Origin of the sequence: Prevotella melaninogenica (assembly GCF_013267595.1) — a bacterium.
GTDB classification, from domain to species: Bacteria; Bacteroidota; Bacteroidia; order Bacteroidales; family Bacteroidaceae; genus Prevotella; species Prevotella melaninogenica_D.
This window is the reverse complement of record NZ_CP054011.1, coordinates 342,486-363,986: the sequence shown is the minus strand read 5'-3', so window position 1 is coordinate 363,986 and position 21,501 is coordinate 342,486. Positions and strand designations below refer to the sequence as shown.

Below are 21,501 nucleotides of genomic sequence, written 5' to 3'. Positions count from 1 at the left end.
AAACATCCCTCTTACATTAAGATTTCATTCTCTTTTTCTTCTTTTCTTTTATAAGAAACAACAGAACATTCAGCAAAAATACTTACCTTTGTTGTTATAAAATAAATATTCAATGAGCACGATTATCTATCCATCCCCTATATTTGGACCAGTTCACAGCCGTCGCTTAGGTATTTCCTTAGGCATTAACTTGATGCCAGAAGACGGTAAGATATGCACATTCGACTGCATATATTGCGAATGTGGCTTCAACAAAGACCACCGCACAAAGACGCCCCACCCTACTCGTGAACATGTTGCGGAAGCTTTGGAAACCAAGTTAAAGGAGATGCAACAAGAGAATATTCACCCTGATGTATTGACTTTTGCAGGTAATGGCGAGCCAACTTCCCACCCACACTTTGATGAAATCATTGACGACACAATCCGTCTACGTAACAGATATTGCCCACAAGCAAAGATTTCTGTCCTCAGTAACTCTACCTTTATCCACCGTCCGAAGATTCATGAAGCACTATCAAAGGTCGACAATAACATTCTGAAACTCGACACCATCAATGCTGAATATATCAATAAGGTAGACCGCCCTACGCAGCCTTCCTATGATGTAAACCGAATCATTGCAGATATCAAGTCTTTCAACGGACAAGCAATTATCCAGACAATGTTTATGAAGGGGACTACTGAAGGCGGATATGATGTTGACAACACAACTGAAGCCTTTGTTGCACCGTGGCTTGAGACAATCAAAGAGATTGCTCCACGTGAGGTAATGATTTACACTATCGATCGTGAAACACCCGACCTACACCTACAAAAGGCTACACACGAAGAGCTGGATGCGATCCGTGACCGTGTGATTGCATTGGGAATCCCTTGCACAGCATCGTATTAACATTTCTCTATTCTTAATATTACCATCAAAGAAAAACTCATATTTATAGAAAAACTACCCAATACGAAAATATAAATCAACCATAATGGACGCACTTTTGATGCGTCCATTTTATTTTGACGAATGTATAAATTCTCCGTCTTTTCTACTTATAAAATATTTTACTTTAAACTAAGTTGAGGAATACTTGCATTACCAGAAGCCTACAGAGCCTCCTGAGATGTCATAACTTTTCTTGTTCCTACAATCTCAATACATGCTCTTTTGGCTTCTAAAAGACGCCTAATTGACTTGCAAGAGGTGCCCTTTAAGACTCTTACTAACGCCCTTTTGAAGTCCAATTAAGCACCTTTTACTTTACGTCTTTATAACTAATTGAATCTCTGTTGATTGCAAACTTGAATTTTACACGTCTTTTTACCTTTGTTTTTAGATATTTTACTCGAATTTATGTCATAATTTTTCAAAACCTTATCTACGAAATTTAAGCACAAATCAGGCACCAGTCTAACCCAAATTAATAAATGAACTAAATAAAAAAGGAGAGCCAACCTCACGGCTGGCTCTCCCATCATCAAAATTTATAGGTATGAAAATTATAATTTACTGATGATTCCTTCTTCTGTTCCACGTACAAACTCGAGGATGTTACGGATTTCAGGTGAATCAGGGACCTGCTGTTCTATCTGGATACAAGCATCGAAGACCGATGTCTGACCATGGAATAACAGACGATATGCATTTGCAATATGTTTGAGTACTTTATCGTCAACACCTGCAATCTTACTGATGGTTGTGTTTATACCATGATAACCAATAGGTGAGCCACCAGCTATAATATAAGGAGGAACATCCTTTGAGAAGGTCGTACCAGCCTGCACCACTGCATATTCGCCTACACGAGTGTTGGCTTTCTCAACAACATTAGATGAGATAAGAGCATCGGTACCAATGTTACAGTCACCAGCCACCTTTGCGCCATAACCAAAGACACAACGGTCACCAACAACAGTGTCGTGACTGATATGTGCACCTTCCATCAAGAAGTTGTTTGAACCAAGAACTGTCTTACAACCACGATGTGTAGCACGATTGATGACAACATTCTCTCGAATAATATTATTATCACCTATAATCAGTTCGCTCTTTTCGCCCACAAACTCAAAGTCCTGTGGCAAGGCAGCAAGTACTGAGCCTTGGTGAATCTTGTTGCCGTTACCCATACGAGTACCATTTAAGATACTCACAAAGGGGAAGATAATACAGTTATCACCAATGACAACATCATCCTCTATATATACGAATGGGAATATCTTACAGCCGTCTCCTATCTTTGCTTTTGGAGATATATCAGCTTTTGGACTAATTTCGCTACTCATAATCTTAAATATTAAATTTTATCAGTGTCTACCAACAACACCTCAAAGAACAAAGTACTTATTAGTTATGTCGGTAATTGTTGAAAGCTTAAGAGCTTTTCATTGAAAGCTTAGGAGCTTTTTGCTGAAAGCTTACGAACTTTTCATAATTGTGAATTACTTCGCGCCTCCACCCAAAGCCTTGTACAAATTGACAATTGACTGAAGCTTTCTAAACTGCTCCTGTACCTGTGAAATTTCAGCATTAAGCAGACTCTGCTGTGCGGTAATAACCTCAAGATAAGTACTTGAACTCTGAGTATAGAGCATCTGTGTGTGCTCAACATTCTTCTTCAAAACATCAATCTGTTGCTGACGCAACTGTTCTTTCTCATTAGCTGCATTGTAGGCTACAAGGGCATTGCTCACCTCAGAACCCGCCTTAAGAATGCTATTCTGCCATGTGTTGTATGCCTGCTTATACTTATCTTCAGCAACACGCAATCCCGCTTTCAGTTGACCACGCATGAAGATTGGTTGTGTTAGGCTTCCCACAACACTCAAGAGGAGCTTACCTGGGTTCACCATGCCACCGCTATTAGTCCATGCACCTGTAGGTGAAATCGTCATCGCTGGATAGAAACGGCTGCGAGCTGTCTGAACATTATAGAAGCACTGTGCCAAAGCCATTTCGTTTGCATGTACATCAGCACGATTGCTCAATAGCTGTACACCGATACCACCTGCAAAGTTAGCTGGCAGACTCTGATTGTCAAGACTACCACGTGCTACGGTCTGAGCAGGCTCACCAAGGAGTAAGCTAAGCGTATTCTCTGTCTCACGAATCTGACGACGGATATCTGCAGCCTGTGTCTGAACACTGTAGAAAGCAGCCTCAGCACTCTGTACACTCGTTGAACGAGCACGACCAAACTCCATCTGAAGTTTCATCACATCCCAAGTATTCTTGGTCAGACCTAACATGTCATCGACAATCTGCCTTTGACGGTCGAGCATTAAGAGGGTATAATAAAGATTAGCGACACTACTTATAAGCGTTGTCTGTGCATAAACCTTATAATCTTGTGCCTGCATCATCGTCATCTGAGCAGCCTTCTTTGAAGAACGCAACTTACCAAAGAGGTCTACCTCCCAACTCGCTGCAACAGGAAGAGTATAAGACTGAGTTGATGATGTATGTGTACCGAAATGAGAAATAGTTCCTGTCGGTGCAAAGACTACTGATGGTAAAAAAGACAACTTAGCCGCTTTAACCTGCTGCTCAGCAATATCAACATTCAATGCAGCATTAAGTAAGTCTGGATTATTATTAAGCGCCTTCTCAATAAGAGTCTGCAGATGTGGGTCAGTAAAGACACTGCGCCATGGCAGATTACCAAAGTCATTAGCACCCTCAAGCGCAGCCTTGTCATCAATAGGGTCGCGAACAATGCCACTCATTTTCACGTCAGGGCGTTCGTAATTGCCATAGAGACTCTTACAGCCTGTCAGTAACAGGGCTGCAAGAGCTATGATGATTATATTTAATTTCTTCATTGTTATTCCTTTATTAGTGTCTACTCTTCAATCTTATAATCCGTTGCAGGTCCCTTTGAGAACTGCTCAAGTTCCTTGATTACATCACAGCTTGCCTCATCCTCAAATACGAGAGGCTTAACACGCTCCTGTAAGTACTGGAAGAAGGCGAACAGAGCTGGGACAACGAATACCTGACAGAGCGTACCGATAAGCATACCACCGACAGCAGCTGCACCCAACGTCTGGTTACCATTACGACCTACACCACTTGCAAACATCAATGGTAACAAACCGATAATCATTGCAAGAGAGGTCATAAGGATAGGACGCAGACGAGCACCAGCACCTAAGATTGCTGCATACTTAATCGCCATACCTGTACGACGACGCTCAAGAGCGAACTCTACAATAAGAATAGCATTCTTTGCCAACAGACCAATCAACATAATCAGTGAAATCTGCATATAGATATCATTGTTATGTCCGAAGATCAACGTAAAGATAAATGCACCAGACAAACCGATAGGAATAGAAAGAATTACAGCCAAAGGAAGGATGTAACTCTCATACTGAGCACTCAAAATCAAGTAAACGAATACGATACAAAGAACGAAAATCATTGCGGTAGAGTTAGATGACTCCTGCTCTGAACGAGTCAGACCAGAGAACTCATAACCATAACCCTGTGGCAACACTTGTTTTGCAACCTCCTCTGCAGCCTGAATAGCCTGACCTGAAGAATAACCATCAGCTGGTGTAGCACTGATAGAGATGGATGTAAAGAGGTTGAAACGAGTAATGTTTGATGGACCATAAACACGCTTCAATGTGCAAAACTCACTTACAGGTGCCATTCCACCAGCGGTTCTTACATAGATATTGGTCAGTCCACTCTCACTCATACGACTCTCAACCGTACCTTGAATCATAACACGGAAGAGTTTACCATAAGAGTTGAAGTTCGAAGCATACATACCACCATAATATCCCTGCAATACAGAGAGAATTGCTGAAGGTGATGTACCTGCCTGCTTTGCCTTTGCCACATCAACATCAACCATATACTGTGGATAGTTAGGATTATAAGTGGTAAGTGCACGGCTGAACTCTGGACGCTTATTCAATGCAGCTAAATAATCCTGTGCTACCGCATAGAACTTATTAAGATCGCCACCTGTCTTATCCTGCAATACAAAAGACACACCATTTGATAAACCATAACCAGGAATCATCGGAGGACCAAAGGCTATAATCTGTGCGCCCTTGATACTTGATGTCTGCTTGTAAATCATACCCAAAATCATATTCGATGATGTTGGATCGATAAACAGACCAGCTATACCTGCACCATCAAAGACAGACTTAATACGATCTATCATTCCATACTCACGCTCGGCAAATGGCTTTAGCTTGATAATAAAGGTTGACTGGTTAGAACCCTGTCCAGCGATGAAGTTGTAACCTACAATCTGCTCACGGCGCTCAATATATGGGTTGCTTGCCAACATTTTGTCAATCTGGTCGGTCACCTTCTGGGTTTCAACCTGTGATGTACCCGGTGGCAAACTAATCATTGCAAACAATGTACCCATATCCTCATTTGGAACAAGACCAGTCTTTGTGAAATTCATTGTCACAACAAGCGCAACAATACCCAAAACAACAGTGAGGCTTGATATCCAACGATGATTGATAATCTTCTCAACAATCTTCTGATACTTTGTGTTTATCTTGTCATACTGCGTATTGAAAGCCATGTGGAAACGGTCAACACGTGACAACTTCTTATGCTCGTCCTTACTATGTGGCTTCAAGAAGATAGCACAAAGCGCTGGAGAAAGTGTCAAGGCGTTCAAAGCAGAGATAATGATAGACACAGCCATCGTTACACCGAACTCACGATAGAATGTGCCAGAGGTTCCACCAATAAAGGATACAGGAACAAACACGGCTGACATCACCAAAGTAATAGAGATAATAGCACCAGAGATTTCGTTCATCGCATCAATAGCTGCTGTCATAGCGCTCTTATAACCTAAGTCGAGTTTTGCATGTACAGCCTCAACGACCACGATGGCATCATCGACCACAATTGCAATTGCCAACAGCAACGCCGAGAGTGTCAGCAGGTTGATGGAGAAACCAAATACCCAAAGGAAGAAGAAGGTTCCTATCAAAGCCACAGGAACTGCAATCATTGGAATTAACGTTGAACGAATGTCCTGCAAGAAGATATACACAACGAAAAATACCAATAAAAGAGTTATAAACAATGTAAAGACTACCTCTTCGATTGAAGCAAAGAGGAACTCTGTTACATCCTGCTCAATTGTAACTTTCATGCCCGGCGGCATCTGCTTCTGAGCATCAGCCAAGGCAGTCTTCACATCATCTGCAATCTGTGTAGCATTTGAACCAGCGACCTGGTTTACCATACCAATAACAGCAGGACGGCTGTTGTTCTTCATCATAACTGAATACTGCAGACCACCTAACTCAACCTTTGCTACATCGCGCAAGTGAACTGTTTGACCATTGGTATTGCTTGAAATAATGATATTGCCATACTCCTCTGGAGTCTTTAGACGTCCCTTATAACGCATGGTATACTCAAACTTCTGATTGCTCTGCTCACCAAATGAACCCGGTGCAGCTTCAATATTCTGCTCTGCCAAAGCCATAGATACATCTGATGGAACCAACTTATGCTGCTTCATCTTATCTGGATACAGCCAGATACGCATTGAGTAGGTCTTCATACCCGGTGTCTGTACGTCACCAACACCATTGATACGCTTCAACATCGGTACAATATTGATGTTGTTATAGTTCGTCAAGAACTCGTCATCATATCGTCCGTCATCTGTTGTCAATGAATACATAACAACGTTTGAACTCTGACGTTTTGATACCGTCACACCCACACGTGTTACCTCAGCAGGCAACAACGCCTGTGCCTGTGACACACGGTTCTGCACGTTGACAGCTGCCATGTTAGGATCTGCACCCTGCTTGAAGTAAACCGTAATCATTGCCATACCAGCATTAGTTGCGGTTGATTCCATATAGGTCATGTTCTCAACACCGTTGATACTTTCCTCCAATGGTGTAATAACAGAATTCAAAACTGTCTGAGCATCTGCTCCCTGATAAAATGTCGAAATCGAAATCGTAGGAGGGGCAATATTCGGATATTGTTCAATAGGCAGTGATATCAATCCAATCATACCCAAGAGTACAAAGAAGATTGATATAACCGTTGACAATACCGGTCGTTTGATAAAATTCGTAAATGTCATAATACCTAATTGTTTATTTAGGGTTTGTAAAGATCGAATGAGCTAAGCAATTCATCATCACCCATCATTCAACACCTATCACCCATCACTTACTTATCTTCTCCCTTCATAGCTTTAAGGAAGCCTGATGCTGAGCCTTGGTTCTCGCCCAGTTTCTCTGCTTTCTCAATGGCTTTATCATATTCTGCTGGAGTAAGTGCCGTAATCTTCGCGCCATCCTCAAGACTTGAGAGACCCTTGCTAACAATACGGTCACCCATCTTAAGACCACTTGTCACAATGTAGTTAATTCCATCATTCTGTGGGTCAACAGTTATCTCGGTATAATGTACCTTACTATCACCATCAACCTTATATACAAAGATCTTATCCTGAACCTGTACAGTAGCTTCCTGTGGTACCAACAAAGCACGGTTGTTATTCTTTGCAATAACAATCTGACCACTACCACCACTCTTCAACAAATGCTCTGGGTTAGGGAAACGAGCAATAACACTCACTGTACCAGTTGTTGCATCTATAATACCACTGGTTTTAACAACTACACCTTCATGGTTATAAGTTGTACCATCAGCTAACATCAAACTTACACTTGGGAAAGACTTGATAGCGTTGTTCAAACCATTATTAGTACGGCTAAGCTTTAATACATCAGACTCTGTCATTGAAAAGTAAACTTCTATAGAAGAAGTGTTGCTGACTGTGGTAACAGGCTGTGCAGAAGAAGCACTAACCAAAGCACCTTCCTTATAAGGAAGACTACCAACATAGCCTGATGCAGGACTCTTCACATAGCAGAAACCGAGGTTATCTTTAGCTGTTGAGAGCATTGCCTGAGCCTGACGAACAGCTGCATGTGCCTGTGTCACTGCTGCATTAGCAGATGCAACACCACTCTGTGCTTGGCTAACAGCAGCCTGGGCTGTCTCGTATGCATTCTTTGCAGCCTCCAACTCATAATCACCAATCACCTTATTATTATAAAGGTTCTTACTGTTACTATAAGTCAATCGTGAAGTTGCAGCCTGGGCATTGGCTGAATTAAGACTTGCATTAGCTTGTACGACACGAGCCTGAGCACCTGCAACACCACTCTGTGCTGATGCAACCTGAGCCTCTGCCTGACGTACAGCAGCCTGATAAGTAGAATTATCTACTACAAAAAGTACCTGCCCCGCACGTACATATTCGCCTTCATGTACATACAGCTTTGTAATAAAGCCACTTACCTTCGGACGTACCTCAACATCCTGCACGCCCTTGATGATAGCTGGAAATGTTGTTTTCAACTGTGCATTAGCTGCACCAATCGTTACTACAGGATACTCATTGTTTGTTGGAAGACTTTGTCTACCTCCTCCACCACAACTGGTAAGTAACACTGTCACTGCTGTTATAGCAGACAATAAGATACTTTTTTTCATACCTAAATAAATTATATATTCTTTTTATTATCTCAATTCAACAGGAAAAACAAGGCTTAACCTGTATACTAAAAGTTTATTTATTATTAAGCAAAGTACGCTAAAACTATAATTCTATAGTATAGTTTTGAGCGTACAAATTTAATATTATTATTTAATTCAACTCTGTTTATAACTTCTTTTTTAACAATAATTTCTATACCAACCCTAATTCATTTGCCTTTTCCCTCAATAAAGCTAAAAGCGGTTCACGTTCATTAGGAACTTTATTATCGAGCACAGCATCCTTTAGTGTTTTTTTCAAAACTCCAACCTCCCTACTCGGCTTCAAATTAAACATCTCCATAATCTCGTTTCCATCAACACAAGGCTGTAAAAGACGCTTATAATCACGATCTTTCAAGTCCTTTAGCTTCTCTCGAACAATACGAAAATTATCCAAGAAGCGTTGTTTTCGAACTGCATTCTTACTTGTTATATCTGCCTCACAGAGGGTCATCAAGTCATCTATATCATCACCTGCATCATTCATCAGTCGACGTACAGCAGAATCTGTTACCTCTTCATCAGCAATAGCAATCGGACGCATATGTAAATCAACTTGTTTCTGCACATACTTCATCTTGCTATCCATCGGAAGTTTAAGACGACGGAAGATAGTTGGGACCATCTTTGCACCGACGAAGTTATGATTATGAAAGGTCCATCCTACTGTTGCATCCCAACGTTTACACTTAGCCTTACCGACATCATGCAACAATGCCGACCAACGCAACCAAAGATTATCCGTATGCTTACAAATATTATCTAACACCTCTAAGGTGTGATAGAAGTTATTCTTATGTGCACGTCCATTTCTTGTGTCTACAACATCAAGTGCAACAAGCTCTGGAAGGATGAGTTGTAAGAGTCCACAACGATACAACTCAATAAAGCCCTTACTTGGAGTTGCCGTCATCATTATCTTATTCAACTCCTCCTCAATACGCTCTCCACTAATAATCTTGATTCGTTCTGCATTACGCTCCAAAGCCTCGAAGGTCTCGTCTTCTATGAAGAAGTTAAGCTGTGTAGCAAAACGAACACAACGCATCATACGCAATGGATCATCTGAGAAGGTTACATCTGGATCAAGTGGTGTACGGATAATACCATCCCAAAGGTCATCAATGCCTCCAAATGGGTCTACCAATTCTCCGAAACGTGCTTTATTCAAGCATACCGCCATCGCATTAATCGTAAAATCACGACGATTCTGATCATCCTCTAATGTACCGTCTTCAACTATTGGCTTCCTGCTGTCGTGGCTATAACTTTCCTTTCGCGCACCAACAAATTCCACCTCTATATTCCTGTACTTTACCTGCGCAGTTCCAAAATTACGGAAAACAGACAAATGAGCCTTCTTACCCAAGATGGCTTTCAATTCACTTGCAACCTGAATACCACTTCCAACAACAACGACATCAATGTCATTTGACGGACGCTCCAAAAACAAATCACGAACGTAACCACCTACAACATAGCATTCTAATCCAAGTTTATCGGCTGCAGTTGAAATATGATGAAATATATCTTTGTCTATAAGCTGTGCCAATTCGGCATCTGAAAGATCTCGCATAAAATAATGTTATCTATTATAATAAAAGTCATGCAAAGATACATATTTTCCTTAACTCTCACAAGTTCAAAACTAAATGGATGTGCATTTTGTACACAACACTTTGTTCTATGATAATCGAACCAACATGATTTAAGTCAAGTATTTAGGTAAAAAGATTATACAACATATTTGAGTCATTCATATAATAAAAGCCATATTAGAGGACAATAAACCATCATTAAACTGTTAACAAAAGCAAACTACTACAACTCTATCACGATTTATATGTTAATTATATTTTTGTTTTAAAAACTTTCCAAGCTGACTATCTGCTGTTTACAGAAGAATTGCTAATTTTGCACTCCGCTAAAAGAAATAGATAAAGAGCTTGACAACAAGTTTTTAAGACCAGGTAAAAGAAGTATAACAACCGAATACACATTTGTGATGTCATAACCTTACGGTGTTATTTGACAGAAGTATTTAGAATGAGAACTAAGTACGACTATTTTAACAAAGTTCTTTAAGGATAACAAAGAATCCAAAGGGTTTACGACATCTATAAGCGTAATTAGGATTATAAAACAATACAAAAATGAAGAAAGAATATCAAAGACCATCCACTCTTCTGGTGAAAATGGAGACTGAGGATGATTTCTTAATGGATAGTGCGCATGGTACTCATCACGAGGGGTTTACTGAGACCACTGATCCTAACCTTAGAGTTGAGGATGGCACTGATGACGACTCACCATTCTAATCAAATAGAGATTAAGTTTATCACAAAACGAACAAAAAATCAAAAAGAATTATATGAAACATTTTAAAGCATACTTACTGTGCTTAGGACTTGCACTTATCACAATATCATGTTCTCAAGACGATTTCGGAAACGGCGACAGTGACAGTGAGGAGCTCGTTGAGATGAGCTTTATTGCAGGCTCATTACAGCCTGTCACACGTACAGTACTTGGCTCAGACGGCGCAACTGTTACTTGGCAGACAAACGATAAGATTGGTATTGGCTTTGGAAACCAACCCAAGAATTATCCCTTCACCACTCCTACCTCAGGAAGTGATGTGCGTTTCTGGGGACAAGCACCAAATGTCAATAACGTATCATACTTCATGATGTATCCTTTTCAGCAGGATGCAAAGATTTCAGCAAACAACAACACCCAAGCAATATACCAATACAACTTCCCAAAGGAACAAAATGCTATTGCAGGCACATTTGATCCAAAGGCGAATGTATCTGTTGGTATCATTCCACAGCGTGGAAAACCATTCATTGCATACAATGTTGGTGGTTTGCTCCGTTTTACTATCAAAGGAACTTCAAACGTAAAGCAGGTAAAGTTACTTTCTATTGGGCAGGAGAACCTTGCTGGTAATTTAAAGTCAACCATCACTTTTGCTAATGATGGAAAGATTAGTGCGGCTAAAAACGAGTTCACTACGGCTTCTCCAGTGGTAAACCTCAAAGCTGAGTCTGGCACTCTAGAGGAGAATAAGGCATATTACATAGCGGTCCCAGAACAAAAGCTTTCACAGGGTTTGACGCTTGTCTTTATCATGCAGGATGGTAAAGCTATCTTGAAGAAGGTTAAGCAAGAAATCAACATTCAGCGTGCCAAGGTTTACGACCTCGGTGAGATGACGCTTGATGCGTCTAAGGCTAAGGCTTTCATCCTCAAAAACCAGGGTTTGATTGAGGCTGTTGATGCGAAAGTTTCAGGCTTAACAAGAACCGCAGATGGTCACTTGGATATTTATGCGGCAGACAACTTGGAGAAGATTCTTTCTTATAAGGGCATATTATCAATAGCAAACAATGACAAACTAACATCTCTTGACGAACTGCAATACTATCGCAATGTCACAGGATTGAACCTTAGCAATAACAAGAATCTTGCAGGAGACCTTGATTTATCAAAATATAAGCAATTGACAGGAGATGTAACCATTACTGGCAGCCCAAATGTAACAAAGATTGATATTACTGGACTTGCTGTTAAGAACATAGACTTCCACGACATGAAGGGGGTAAAAGAGGTTATCATGAAGGATAATAATAATCTGGGGAGTGCCAAGTTATATGAAAACGAAAAGTTAGAAAAGGTTGATGCAAGTAATCTGCCAGAGCTAACTACTCTTTGGACTTATAGCAGTGGTAACGTAAAGACCATCAACACAACTAACACTCCCAAGCTTAAAGAATTTAATGCTACCTCAAATGGTAGTTTAACAGCTGTTATTGGTTTAGATGGAAATAGAAATCTGGAAGTTTTTAAAGCATCTAATTCAAAAATAGAAAATTTTGATTTCAGGTTTCAAACTAAGTTAAAAGAAATCAACCTTGCAAGTGCAGCTGTGAAAGAAATCAAGGGATTATCTGCTGCTGGAGCCAACTTACAAAATCTCTTCTTATCGAACACACATGTCAGTTCATTGGATGTATCAAACAATCCAAACCTCACCAATCTTGACTTGTATAATGTAAAGGAGATGACGGCATTGGATGTAACGCATAATCCAAACTTAACATATTTGCGAACATACTCTCTACCATTGACAACGCTTGACTTATCAAACAATACAAAGTTAGTAGAATTAAGTATTGCCCATAACAAACTCTCGTCATTAGACATACGTCACATGACAAACTTGGCGAAATTTTACGCTGGTAGTCAAAGTCCAAATGGCTTCTTAGCAAACATTACTGTCACAATGACTGCTGCACAAAAGGCTAAACTGGAACAAGTAAAGCCGTTCTTAGAAAGTGCTAATGATAACAGAGCCAATTACGATGACACTAATAGCTGGGTAAAAGTAGTAGTAGCACCATAAGACTATACTGCATTTACACATACATCCACAGAGCGGAAACACCTTTAACAGGCGTTACCGCTCTTTCATTTTATATCTTTCGTATGGTTTTAGGCAAAGTATTACGAAGATTAAAAGACTCTTTTAATACTTCAAAACTGCAGGCAAGACTATGAAAAAGCATTACATAATTTCATATAAAACGTCTATAAACAAGGACAAAAATACGTATAAAAAGCAAGTCTGCAACCAACAGAAAATCAATTAGTTATAAAGTAGTGCAAGAAAAGGTGCTTAATTGGACTCCCAAAGGGCGTTAGTTAGAGCTCAAAAGGGCACCTTTTACAAGCCAATTAGCCGTCTTTTAGAAGCCAAAAGACCACGTATTGATTTCGAATCGTATGAAAATAGTTTACAAATACCAAACAAAAGGAAATAAGTTGTTTACAGAAAATAGATATACATGGTATCAATTTGTATTTTACCCTGCGGTTTATCCTCCTTTGTAAGACTTACTGATACAAGAAAGTAATACTATGCAAGTGTATAACCCTTTATTCAATTCACAACCAAAAAATTAATGGAAGAACCTTAAGGCATACGATTTCTCTCAAAAAGACTTAGGGTTAAGACTCTCAGAAAGCCTCGTAATCCGAGCGAAAGACACGGATCTATCTTCAACACAAAGATTGACAAAGGATATTCAAGTCCTTGCTGCAATCGCCCACAATGATTTACGAACCGACCTTAAAGACAGGAATAGTTGTTAATTCATTCGTTTATTACAGCGAAATTACGTATTTTTGCAGTCAAATCAATATAAGACTATGGCAAGTCAACTGACAAAGACACAGCAGGAATTTCAAGATGTACTCGCAGAGTGCAGAAGTCTCTTTGAAAAGAAGCTCCATGACTATGGTGCTTCATGGCGTATTCTGCGCCCTTCTTCCCTTACTGATCAGCTCTTTATTAAGGCGAAACGCATCCGTTCTTTGGAGATCACGGGTGAAAGTTTGGTGGGTGAAGGTATTCGCCCAGAGTTTATCGCGCTGATAAACTACAGTATCGTAGGACTTATCCAGTTGGAAAAGGGCTTTGTCGATAGCGTTGACATGACCCCTGATGAGGCTTTGGCACTTTATGACAGCTATGCAAAGGAGTCCTATGAGTTGATGATAAAGAAGAATCATGACTATGGAGAGGCTTGGCGCGATATGCGTGTCAGCAGCTATACCGACCTTATCCTGACAAAGATTGAACGCATAAAGGAGATTGAATACCTTGGTGGTGCCACTCTCGTCAGCGAGGGTATCGATGCCAATTATATGGATATAATGAACTACGCTGTTTTTGGAGCAATCAAACTACATGAATAAAATAAAGTCTATACTGGTAAACCTCAGCCGTACCCTACTTGCTTTGACATTCATCTTTTCGGGCTTTGTCAAAGCGATTGACCCTTTAGGTTCGCAATATAAGATTGCAGAATACTTAGAGGCGGTGCAGTTGTCGGCATATATTCCAGATTGGGCACAATTGATTTTATCTGTCGGACTGTCAGCAATAGAGTTCACCTTGGGTGTGATGCTCTTGCTTGCTATTCGTCGCCGACTCGCCAGCAAGATATCTCTTATCATGATGGTAGTGATGACGCTTGTGACCCTTTGGCTTACTGTAAGCAATCCAATACAGGATTGTGGATGCTTTGGTGATGCCATTCATCTCACGAATACGCAGACATTCATCAAGAATCTAATCCTCTTGACAGCAGCCATCATCCTTGCATGCTGGCCACTTTATCAAATACGCTTTGTATCAAAAACAAATCAGTGGATAGCTTTTTATTTCACGATTGTCTTTATTGTCACAGCCTCCACACTGAGTCTTTATCATCTGCCTATCTTTGATTTCCGTCCTTATTACATCGGACAGAATATCAAAAAGGGAATGGAAATACCCAAAGGGGCTAAGCTAACGACTTATAAGACGACCTTCATTTGTGAGAAGAATGGCGTAACAAAAGAATTCACTGAGAATGATTACCCTTACAATGACTCAACATGGGTATTCAAAGATACACACCAAGAGATACTTGAAAAGGGTTACGAACCGCCTATTCACGACTTTTCAATTACAGACGAAAAGACGGGAGAGGACCTTACCGATAGTATTCTAACCAAGGATGGATATACTTTCCTACTCATTGCTCCAGTATTGGAGCGTGCTGACGACAGCAACTTTGGTGAGATTGATGCTATCTATGAATATGCAAAGGAGAATGGTTATGGATTCTATGGATTGACCGCGAGTACAGATAAAGCTGTAAAACACTGGCGAGATATTACTGGAGCTGAATATCCATTCTATACAATGGATGGCACAACTCTAAAGACCATTATTAGAAGTAACCCTGGTTTGGTGCTGCTTTATAAAGGTACTATCATTAATAAATGGAGTCACAATGACCTGCCCAAACAAGCAGAACTGAACGCACCATTGTCCCTTATTGAGGTAGGACGTGAACCAGAGAATGAGACATGGACAAAAATTGTATTGATTCTTATTTGTTATATCTTCCCACTAACACTCCTTATCGTAGCCGATCGCATTTGGTCATGGACACGATGGGTAAGAAAACGTGAGGAATGGTTGAGACAAAAGGAGCAATGGTTAATACAAAAAGAACAATCAAATAAATTATATCAACTTTTAAAACGTAAAAGACAAATGAGAAAGAAAATTGTAGCAGGTAACTGGAAGATGAACGAGACCCTGCAGGAAGGTGTTGCTTTGGCAAAAGAAATCAACGACTCATTGAAGGCAGAGAAGCCAAACTGTGATGTTGTTATCTGTACTCCATTCATTCACCTTGCAAGTGTTGCACAGGTATTGGATGCAGAGGGTGTTGCTCTCGGTGCTGAGAACTGCGCTGACAAGGAGAAGGGTGCTTACACTGGTGAGGTTTCTGCCGCTATGGTAAAGAGCACTGGTGCACAGTACGTTATCCTCGGTCACTCTGAGCGTCGCCAGTACTACGGTGAGACAGCAGAGATTTTGAAGGAGAAGGTACAGTTGGCATTGGCTAACGGTTTGAAGGTTATCTTCTGCTGCGGTGAGACTCTTGAGGAGCGTGAGGCTGAGAAGCAGAACGAGGTAGTAAAGGCTGAACTCGAGGGTTCTGTATTCCACCTTTCTGCTGAGGAGTGGAAGAACATCGTTTTGGCTTACGAGCCAATCTGGGCTATCGGTACTGGTAAGACAGCTACATCTGATCAGGCTCAGGAGATGTTGGCTTACATCCGCTCTATCGTTGCTGAGAAGTATGGCAAAGAGGCTGCAGAGGACACAACAATCCTCTATGGTGGTAGCTGTAACGCAAGCAACGCTGCAGAGTTGTTCAGCAAGTCTGACATCGACGGTGGCTTGATTGGTGGTGCTTCATTGAAGGCTGCTGATTTCAAGGCTATCATCGATGCTTGGAAGAAGTAATTCAAAGAAAATCTAAGAGGCTGTATCAAATTGTCATTCGGTCAACAACCATTGGCATTTTTGATACAACCTCTATTTCAATTTTTATACACTAAAGAATGAAAAGACTCCTTACAATCATAGTTTTTATGCTGACAGCTGTTGTGGCTGTTAATGCTCAAGGGTCAGTAACGATATCACAAAGTTCCGAGATTGACGCATTGGTAAATGGCAAGAAAGCACAAAAGAAAAATAATAAAAGCCAAAAGAAAGTAGAGAGTCAAAACGAGACTGCACGTCCGACAATCAAAACGCCAGACACAAAACAGCTCGTTGTACCAAAGATTGAAGACCATAAACCAGAAATTGCACGCCCCGACAACAGTACCTTACAACCTATCAGAACAAAGGTTGTCAAGCGTTTAGTCAGAAGACCGCACGTCCCTTCATGGGATGAGACTGAAGATACGCGGATTGTGACCAAACGTATAAAGAAAGGTACACAGAAAGTAAGAGGCTTCCGTGTACAAGTTTATAGCGGTGGTAATACCCGTATTGCTCACCAACAAGCAGACAAGGCTGGTCAGAAAGCGAAAGAACTCTTCCCTGATCAACCTGTTTATGTACACTTTTACCCACCACGTTGGATGTGTCTTGTAGGTAATTTTACCAACTACAATGCAGCAAAGAAGATAATGCGTACACTCCGTAAGGAGGGTTACCCACATGCCAACGTCATCCGCATGATGGTAACAATTAAGACAACTGAACCTGTAGATTTCTAAGGATTATTCCACCTTATTATCATAAAGAGAACCCTAACAAATACAATTAATCAGAAATCAAAATAATATGACGCCAGAAATACCATTCCGTGAAGGATTAGACGAACTTGCATCACACTACAAGCAGGTGCTTACACTCTTAGGAGAAGACCCTGAAAGAGAAGGTTTGCAGAAAACGCCTATGCGTGTTGCAAAGGCTATGCAGGTACTTACACGTGGTTATACACAAGACCCACATAAGGTATTGACAGATGCTTTGTTTGAAGAGAAGTACAACCAGATGGTTATTGTGAAAGATATTGACTTCTTCTCCATGTGTGAACACCACATTCTTCCGTTCTATGGTAAGGCTCATGTTGCATATATACCAAACGGATATATAACAGGATTGAGCAAGATTGCACGTGTTGTGGATATCTTCTCACATCGTCTACAGGTACAAGAACGCCTAACAGAGCAGGTGATGCAGTGCATCAATGACACGCTGAAGCCGCAAGGAGTAATGGTTGTTATCGAAGCAAAGCACATGTGTATGCAGATGCGTGGTGTAGAAAAACAGAACTCTATTACCACAACAAGTGCTTATAGTGGTGTATTTGAATCAAGTAAGACCCGCAACGAGTTCATGGACTTGCTGCGTGGAGAGACCAAGAGAATATAATTAAAGCACTATTATAAACTTTAAAACTCAAAAAAATGAAAAGAACAATGAAAACAGCCTTTATGGCTTTATGTGCAGTTACAATGTTGGCAGTTACGGCCAGCTGCTCAAGTGACAAAAATGAAGTTGACTATCCCAAGACTACTGAACAAGTTCTTAACCACATGGTAGGAGAATATAAAGGAACATTAGGTTTCTCTACCACGACAGAAACTGGTACAGAAGGAGCTTTTGGACAAAAAATTAGTTGGAAGATAGATAAGAACCACAATATTATTATCGAGAAATTCCCATACGCGACATTAGCAAGTGGTGTCTCAAAACAAGAAGTTGCTGGGAAAATGTCAGAATTATTTCAGACACTTTTAGACGTTAAAGATGCACCTCTTTATATTGTCATGGCAGGTTCAGACATATCCGACAACCGCATGTCATTGAATATAGACCTTCTTTTCTACGCACCACTTTCTGCACCAAATGCAGATTATGAAATAGTAGGATCAATCAAAAAAGCTCAACCTATATCCAAGAGTTACTATAATATAAATGAATCAGAATTATACCTCGAATTTACAGTAGAGGGACTAATTAAGAAACATAAGCATGGTGGAGTAAAATGGCAGAAAGATTTCGACAAGCCAATAACATACTATCTAAGGGCCAAAAAGCAATAAATGTAACTTGTACGAAGCCTATTCAACAGGGCTTCGTACAAGTACGTCAAAAGAAGGAAGAGCATGAAAAGAAATATGAAACTTATAACAATGGTCATTTGCGCACTTGTAATAGCATTGTTTACTACAAGTTGTTCAAAAGATAACGACATTCCAGATGCTGAGAAAAATGCTATACAGGCGCTCAACAACATTGTTGGAAACTATAAAGGTAACTTGGCTGCTACTTATGGGACAACAACAACAATCTGGCCGGGAATCAATTGGACTGTAGATAAGAACTATACCATTACAGTCAACAACTTCCCATACCAATTGTTGGCAAATGGAGTGTCAAAGAACACTGCATCTTCGCTATATACTACCCTCGTTAGCGAGAAGCAAGGACCGCTGAAATTGTATATTACGACCTTACAACCACAAGATAATAAGGTATTTTTCAACTTGTCATCTAACTTCAAGTTTAATGTTACAACAGCCAACGAAACTTATGAATTAACAGGTGCCGTTTCCTTTAACAATAAGCAGTTCAGCAGTAGTTATACAATGAACAACTCTAAAATGCAACTGCAATTCACTATATACAAACTGGTGAAAATAAACAAGGCACACGCAACTGCAATTATACAAGAGGACTTTGACACACCTGTTAGCTTCTATCTGGAAGGATATAAGATGTAAATGAAAATTTATTTCATGGGATATAAGACGAGTAGTCTACCTTTACTATAAGATAAAAACATTAAAACAAAAGTATATGAAAAAGATTATGACACTTGCAGCTATGGCACTATGCACCATCACCTTATGCCTCACAAGCTGCTCAAAAGACGACAACAATGAAAATATAGGGGGTAAGGAAAAAGAACTAACAAAAGAACAATTCCTTGAAGCACGTACAAAGGTTTTAAACAGCATACCTGGCAGTTACAAAGGTTTAATAAGTGCTGATGCAAAAAATCAGGGGCTTAGTGGTAATATCAAATGGAACATCAATGAAGATGGTATAGTTGTCTGCAAGAACTTTCCTTATGAAGCTCTTGCGTTTGGAATATCTACTGATGACAACAGCAGCGAAGCCGCTCACCTTCGTTCAGCATTAAAAGAAGCTCCGTTAGCCAACCTTCAGTTCCGCCTTATAGGCAATCCTGACTCTAAAGATCCTGCAGATTTATATGCAACCCCACGTATTACAACAAAAATACAGACCTCTCAGGGTACTTATAACGTAGTCGGTCAGTTACGAAATGATAGACTTAATGCACACTATGATATAAAGTCATCCAGCCTCAATATGAAATTTATAATCTACAGATTGGATAAAGTTATAGAACATCAGGATGGACGCACTGAATATAAACAAGAAAAGAAATTCAGCATACCTGTTGAGTTTGAACTAAGAACAATAGAAAAGAAAGAAATACGATGAAGTTTATTTCATGGAATGTAAACGGGCTTCGCGCCTGTGTAGGAAAAGAGTTTGAGCAGCAATTCAAGGACTTGGATGCAGATTTCTTTTGTCTGCAAGAGACGAAGATGCAAGCAGGACAGCTTGATATCAGTTTTCTGGGATATGAGTCTTACTGGAATTACGCTGACAAGAAGGGTTACTCTGGCACCGCTATCTTCACAAAGCATAAGCCATTGAGCGTGACTTATGGTATTAATATTGATGAGCACGACCATGAGGGACGTGTGATAACATTAGAGATGGATGACTTCTATCTCGTAACAGTCTATACACCGAACTCACAAGACGGACTTCGTCGATTGGATTATCGTATGAAGTGGGAAGATGACTTCCAAGCCTATCTTCATAAACTCGATGAGAAAAAGCCTGTTATCGTATGCGGTGACATGAATGTTGCCCATCAGGAGATAGACCTTAAGAACCCTAAGACAAACCGCAAGAATGCTGGCTTCACTGATGAAGAGCGTGAGAAGATGACCCAATTACTAAGTAATGGCTTCATCGATACCTTCCGTACCCTTTATCCAGAGCAGGTTACTTACTCTTGGTGGTCATATCGTTTCCGTGCAAGAGAGAAGAATACGGGGTGGCGTATCGACTATTTCCTCATCTCAGAACGTCTCAAAGACCGCCTCGAAGATGCTAAGATTCATACAGAGATTATGGGAAGCGACCACTGTCCTGTGGAAATTATCTTGAAATAAGACAATCATATGCACGCCCAGATAAAGACACTACTCTTGATGGCTGCTGTCATGGCAGCCATTATTGTCTATGCTGTTATCCCAACCGAGATAACAATGGGCAGCTATACTATCCGCAAGATAACGCTTGTCAACCTAAGCCGACCGCTTATTGAGAAAACAAAACAAACGAAGCATACCGCTAAAAAGGTACATCGCAACCAAACAATCCTTTTCATTGGAGACTCAATGGTGGAAGGCCTTTCACGTAGGTTGGGTGATTATGCAGGCGAAAACGGACACAAACTATATACCGTTATCTGGTATAGTTCTTCTACTGAGCGTTGGGGAACCACCCAAACCTTAGAACACTTCATTACAGAATATAAGCCAACATACATACTCATCTGCCTTGGCAGTAATGAGCTCTTTATCAACGACCTTGCCAATCGTACGCAATATGTACAACAATTAGTAAAAAAAATAGGTAATATTCCTTTCGTATGGATAAGTCCTTCTGATTGGAATGGCGATACTGGCATCAATGATGTCATAAAGGAGAATGTCGGAAAAGGACATTTCTTTGACAGTCGTAACCTAAAACTCAAAAGAGGTAGCGACCATTATCATCCTACATGGGCTGCAGCTGCCTACTGGATGGATACCGCAGCTAAGTTTATAAGGAGTAAAGAGTGTGCTAATCCGCTACAACTCAACAATCCAAAAGCCAATCACAAGGCAACAAATACAAAGCTTTTGCAACCTTCCTTTGAAGGCTATTAAATAGGAAACAAGCTGCAAATAAACGATTA

Annotated in this window: 17 protein-coding genes; 12 read left to right on the top strand and 5 right to left on the bottom strand. The window is 40.3% G+C overall.

Translation table 11 applies throughout. From position 1 onward, the window contains the following. Positions 1 to 112 precede the first annotated feature (112 nt). Complete coding sequence (locus FIU21_RS06705) at positions 113 to 895, top strand: radical SAM protein (RefSeq protein ID WP_004360503.1); 783 nt, start codon at positions 113 to 115, stop codon at positions 893 to 895. 596 nt (positions 896 to 1,491) lie between these two features. On the opposite strand, the gene lpxA is transcribed toward FIU21_RS06705, so the two are convergent. The 5 genes from lpxA to FIU21_RS06680 all read right to left on the bottom strand — a co-directional run bounded on the left by lpxA (position 1,492) and on the right by FIU21_RS06680 (position 10,136). After that, complete coding sequence (lpxA, locus tag FIU21_RS06700; protein ID WP_004360502.1) at positions 1,492 to 2,274, bottom strand: acyl-ACP--UDP-N-acetylglucosamine O-acyltransferase; 783 nt, start codon at positions 2,272 to 2,274, stop codon at positions 1,492 to 1,494. Between the two features lie 156 nt (positions 2,275 to 2,430). Then, positions 2,431 to 3,810 (bottom strand): TolC family protein, encoded by a 1,380-nt coding sequence (locus FIU21_RS06695; RefSeq protein ID WP_004360501.1) that lies wholly within the window; start codon positions 3,808 to 3,810, stop codon positions 2,431 to 2,433. A 20-nt stretch (positions 3,811 to 3,830) separates the two neighbouring features. Continuing rightward, complete coding sequence (locus FIU21_RS06690) at positions 3,831 to 7,091, bottom strand: efflux RND transporter permease subunit (RefSeq protein ID WP_036886405.1); 3,261 nt, start codon at positions 7,089 to 7,091, stop codon at positions 3,831 to 3,833. An 89-nt stretch (positions 7,092 to 7,180) separates the two neighbouring features. Then, positions 7,181 to 8,515: an efflux RND transporter periplasmic adaptor subunit gene (locus tag FIU21_RS06685; protein ID WP_036886404.1), complete on the bottom strand. Its 1,335-nt coding sequence runs from the start codon at positions 8,513 to 8,515 to the stop codon at positions 7,181 to 7,183. Between the two features lie 196 nt (positions 8,516 to 8,711). After that, complete coding sequence (locus FIU21_RS06680; RefSeq protein WP_004360498.1) at positions 8,712 to 10,136, bottom strand: CCA tRNA nucleotidyltransferase; 1,425 nt, start codon at positions 10,134 to 10,136, stop codon at positions 8,712 to 8,714. A gap of 619 nt (positions 10,137 to 10,755) precedes the next feature. On the opposite strand from FIU21_RS06680, the gene FIU21_RS06675 reads away from it, so the two are divergent. From FIU21_RS06675 to FIU21_RS06625, 11 genes are all read left to right on the top strand, one after another. Further along, complete coding sequence (locus FIU21_RS06675; protein WP_254361450.1) at positions 10,756 to 10,878, top strand: single-stranded DNA-binding protein; 123 nt, start codon at positions 10,756 to 10,758, stop codon at positions 10,876 to 10,878. Between the two features lie 53 nt (positions 10,879 to 10,931). Next, positions 10,932 to 12,968, top strand: a complete 2,037-nt coding sequence (locus FIU21_RS06670) for a hypothetical protein (protein ID WP_172891335.1) — start codon at positions 10,932 to 10,934, stop codon at positions 12,966 to 12,968. 806 nt (positions 12,969 to 13,774) lie between these two features. Beyond that, positions 13,775 to 14,323: a DUF1599 domain-containing protein gene (locus FIU21_RS06665; protein WP_004360494.1), complete on the top strand. Its 549-nt coding sequence runs from the start codon at positions 13,775 to 13,777 to the stop codon at positions 14,321 to 14,323. Further along, entirely contained in the window at positions 14,316 to 16,436 is a 2,121-nt protein-coding gene (locus FIU21_RS06660) for a BT_3928 family protein (RefSeq protein ID WP_036886403.1), read from the top strand. The genes FIU21_RS06665 and FIU21_RS06660 overlap by 8 nt, the downstream gene beginning before the upstream one ends. A gap of 98 nt (positions 16,437 to 16,534) precedes the next feature. After that, positions 16,535 to 17,200: an SPOR domain-containing protein gene (locus FIU21_RS06655; protein WP_036886402.1), complete on the top strand. Its 666-nt coding sequence runs from the start codon at positions 16,535 to 16,537 to the stop codon at positions 17,198 to 17,200. A 67-nt stretch (positions 17,201 to 17,267) separates the two neighbouring features. Beyond that, positions 17,268 to 17,861, top strand: coding sequence for a GTP cyclohydrolase I FolE (folE, locus tag FIU21_RS06650; protein ID WP_004360491.1), 594 nt, complete (start codon positions 17,268 to 17,270; stop codon positions 17,859 to 17,861). Between the two features lie 35 nt (positions 17,862 to 17,896). After that, positions 17,897 to 18,535, top strand: coding sequence for a DUF4840 domain-containing protein (locus FIU21_RS06645; RefSeq protein WP_004360490.1), 639 nt, complete (start codon positions 17,897 to 17,899; stop codon positions 18,533 to 18,535). A gap of 75 nt (positions 18,536 to 18,610) precedes the next feature. Further along, the gene (locus tag FIU21_RS06640) at positions 18,611 to 19,216 is read left to right on the top strand and encodes a DUF4840 domain-containing protein (protein ID WP_231291345.1); all 606 of its coding nucleotides are present in this window, start codon (positions 18,611 to 18,613) and stop codon (positions 19,214 to 19,216) included. Positions 19,217 to 19,292: 76 nt separating this feature from the next. Next, positions 19,293 to 19,964 carry a DUF4840 domain-containing protein gene (locus tag FIU21_RS06635; RefSeq protein ID WP_004360488.1) on the top strand — a complete coding sequence of 224 codons (672 nt, stop codon included), beginning with the start codon at positions 19,293 to 19,295 and terminating at the stop codon, positions 19,962 to 19,964. After that, on the top strand, positions 19,961 to 20,710 hold the full coding sequence (locus tag FIU21_RS06630; protein ID WP_004360487.1) for an exodeoxyribonuclease III: 750 nt from the start codon (positions 19,961 to 19,963) through the stop codon (positions 20,708 to 20,710). Before FIU21_RS06635 ends, FIU21_RS06630 begins: the two co-directional genes overlap by 4 nt. Before the next feature lie 9 nt (positions 20,711 to 20,719). After that, the gene (locus FIU21_RS06625; RefSeq protein WP_036886399.1) at positions 20,720 to 21,472 is read left to right on the top strand and encodes an SGNH/GDSL hydrolase family protein; all 753 of its coding nucleotides are present in this window, start codon (positions 20,720 to 20,722) and stop codon (positions 21,470 to 21,472) included. The last annotated feature ends 29 nt before the right edge of the window (positions 21,473 to 21,501 follow it).

Excerpts from the sequence above, each read along its gene's own strand:
- FIU21_RS06705 (WP_004360503.1), top strand. The coding sequence starts at position 113 with ATGAGCACGATTATCTATCCATCCCCTATATTTGGACCAGTTCACAGC.
- lpxA (WP_004360502.1), bottom strand. The coding sequence starts at position 2,274 with ATGAGTAGCGAAATTAGTCCAAAAGCTGATATATCTCCAAAAGCAAAG.
- FIU21_RS06695 (WP_004360501.1), bottom strand. The coding sequence starts at position 3,810 with ATGAAGAAATTAAATATAATCATCATAGCTCTTGCAGCCCTGTTACTG.
- FIU21_RS06690 (WP_036886405.1), bottom strand. The coding sequence starts at position 7,091 with ATGACATTTACGAATTTTATCAAACGACCGGTATTGTCAACGGTTATA.
- FIU21_RS06685 (WP_036886404.1), bottom strand. The coding sequence starts at position 8,515 with ATGAAAAAAAGTATCTTATTGTCTGCTATAACAGCAGTGACAGTGTTA.
- FIU21_RS06680 (WP_004360498.1), bottom strand. The coding sequence starts at position 10,136 with ATGCGAGATCTTTCAGATGCCGAATTGGCACAGCTTATAGACAAAGAT.
- FIU21_RS06675 (WP_254361450.1), top strand. The coding sequence starts at position 10,756 with ATGGAGACTGAGGATGATTTCTTAATGGATAGTGCGCATGGTACTCAT.
- FIU21_RS06670 (WP_172891335.1), top strand. The coding sequence starts at position 10,932 with ATGAAACATTTTAAAGCATACTTACTGTGCTTAGGACTTGCACTTATC.
- FIU21_RS06665 (WP_004360494.1), top strand. The coding sequence starts at position 13,775 with ATGGCAAGTCAACTGACAAAGACACAGCAGGAATTTCAAGATGTACTC.
- FIU21_RS06660 (WP_036886403.1), top strand. The coding sequence starts at position 14,316 with ATGAATAAAATAAAGTCTATACTGGTAAACCTCAGCCGTACCCTACTT.
- FIU21_RS06655 (WP_036886402.1), top strand. The coding sequence starts at position 16,535 with ATGAAAAGACTCCTTACAATCATAGTTTTTATGCTGACAGCTGTTGTG.
- folE (WP_004360491.1), top strand. The coding sequence starts at position 17,268 with ATGACGCCAGAAATACCATTCCGTGAAGGATTAGACGAACTTGCATCA.
- FIU21_RS06645 (WP_004360490.1), top strand. The coding sequence starts at position 17,897 with ATGAAAAGAACAATGAAAACAGCCTTTATGGCTTTATGTGCAGTTACA.
- FIU21_RS06640 (WP_231291345.1), top strand. The coding sequence starts at position 18,611 with ATGAAACTTATAACAATGGTCATTTGCGCACTTGTAATAGCATTGTTT.
- FIU21_RS06635 (WP_004360488.1), top strand. The coding sequence starts at position 19,293 with ATGAAAAAGATTATGACACTTGCAGCTATGGCACTATGCACCATCACC.
- FIU21_RS06630 (WP_004360487.1), top strand. The coding sequence starts at position 19,961 with ATGAAGTTTATTTCATGGAATGTAAACGGGCTTCGCGCCTGTGTAGGA.
- FIU21_RS06625 (WP_036886399.1), top strand. The coding sequence starts at position 20,720 with ATGCACGCCCAGATAAAGACACTACTCTTGATGGCTGCTGTCATGGCA.